Genomic DNA, 1,771 nt, shown 5'->3' on the forward strand with positions numbered 1-1,771 from the left:
CAACCATTTGTCTCCTTTTTTCCATCCTACTTGCTCTCCAAACTTTTCCCATACCTCTCGATTATACTCTTTTGTTCCACCCAAACTCTGATAAATTTTCTTCTGCACAGAAAAGCCTAATTTACCATCACTATATTTTACCCAAAGTTGGTCAATTGTGCGGAGGTCTGTACAAGGGAAATTTTCTATATCTTCTATCTTTAGATATCTTTGTTCCTCTTGCTCCGCAACTTTCAACATACAACGAGCTGTTTCCATATCTGCCTCTTTCCACTCCCCATTTGCTAGAAAGTTGCGGAGTTTTGTATAGTCTACATTTTTGTCAGAAAGTAATTTTATTTCATCATTTTGAGTGCTATTTTTAATAATTTTTGTAGTGGTAAAAATTTCCAATCCTAGTCCTGATAAATCAGTTGAAAATCGTTTCTCAATATCTGCAACATCCTCATCTCTCAGCCCTAAAAGCAACTGAAACTTTTGGAGAGTTTCGCGATTATTTGCCGTCAAAGGATAACTTTCTTCAACTGCTAAATTAAAAGCACTCTCGTAATCTTTCAACTTATCTTTAAACAAAACATAAGGCTGCTTTTCCTCAGTTATAATTTCTTCAAATTGCCGATATAATCCTAGACTATTAGACAAATACTCCAAATATTTATGATTAACTGAACTTATTTCGCCATTATTTTTATGCAATATTTCTTGCACTTCTCGACGAAATTTTAATTTCGGATCGTCTTGGGGAGAACTTGCTAAATAAATTCGATAACCTTCCTTCACAGGTTCAAATTGAGGAGTCATTGCCGGAGATTCTTCATGTACCTTTTCACTCACATATTGATGCAATTCATCCGCTGAAATTTTGCCATTATTATCCGTATCTGCCGCTCCAGTTTTAATACCTTCTACTAGATATTTTGTATAAATAGATAATTACGAACCTTCCGACTCAAAAGAACTTTGAACAGCACTAGAAGACATCAAAATCGCCGTACCTTTACCCCCTAATTCTGCTTGAATATCTATATTTTCATCCCCTTTAGCAGTCATTCCTTTAGTAAATGAGCCACTATAACAACAGTCAAGAATCACAACCAGACGTTGGGAAAAACTATCATTCATTTGACCTTGTAGAACACTAGCAGCTACAGCAGTAGGCGTAACAATTCCCCGTTGACCTTTGCGAGTTTTAGGAGTAGCTAAAAATAAATGACCCTCTCGACTTTTCACTCCATGACCAGAAAAATAAAATAGTAAAACATCATCCTTATCCCGGTCAGCAAACAAATCATAAATAGCCTCTTCTATCTGTTGACGATTAGAATTTTTCAACACTGTAATTTCATCAAAACCTCCCATTTCCGAATTACCTAAAACTTCCTTCATTGCCTCAACATCTTTAACCGCACTAGGCAAAGCAGGAAATTCTGGGAGGTATTCACTAACTCCAATTAATAGAGCTATTTTTGCCATGAAAAAATCTCCTTAAGCATTCAAAAAATCATCTACTTCTGCCAAAACTTTTTTCAAATCTTCCAGATTAACAACTTCAATATCTATCTTTCGACCATTACCTTCAGCCTTAATTTTAACAGTCTTACCAGAGAGGCGATCGCCCAAATATCCAACCAAAGCTTTAAGATTTTTAGCATTAATTTCTGCAGTGAGAATTCCTACTAAAAAACCACCGATACTTTTAGCATTAGGTTCGGCTTTTTCTATTGGCATTAAATCTACATTTTGTACGCCATCAAATTCTTTAATTTCCGAC

Annotated in this window: 3 protein-coding genes; all 3 read right to left on the minus strand. The window is 35.5% G+C overall.

Annotated elements, in window-relative coordinates; genetic code table 11:
- On the minus strand, positions 1-846 hold an 846-nt coding region (locus F6K18_RS36045; RefSeq protein ID WP_287528164.1), incomplete at its 3' end, for a GUN4 domain-containing protein.
- Positions 847-933: 87 nt separating this feature from the next.
- Positions 934-1,473 (minus strand): caspase family protein, encoded by a 540-nt coding sequence (locus F6K18_RS36050; RefSeq protein WP_287528166.1) that lies wholly within the window; start codon positions 1,471-1,473, stop codon positions 934-936.
- 12 nt (positions 1,474-1,485) lie between these two features.
- The coding region (locus F6K18_RS36055) for a hypothetical protein (RefSeq protein WP_287528167.1) at positions 1,486-1,771 on the minus strand (286 nt) is incomplete at its 5' end.

The sequence above is a fragment of the Okeania sp. SIO2C2 genome, from assembly GCF_010692625.1.
GTDB classification, from domain to species: Bacteria; Cyanobacteriota; Cyanobacteriia; order Cyanobacteriales; family Microcoleaceae; genus Okeania; species Okeania hirsuta.

What these genes read in the sequence shown, in the direction of transcription:
- F6K18_RS36050 (WP_287528166.1), bottom strand. Translation starts at nt 1,473, where the DNA reads ATGGCAAAAATAGCTCTATTAATTGGAGTTAGTGAATACCTCCCAGAA.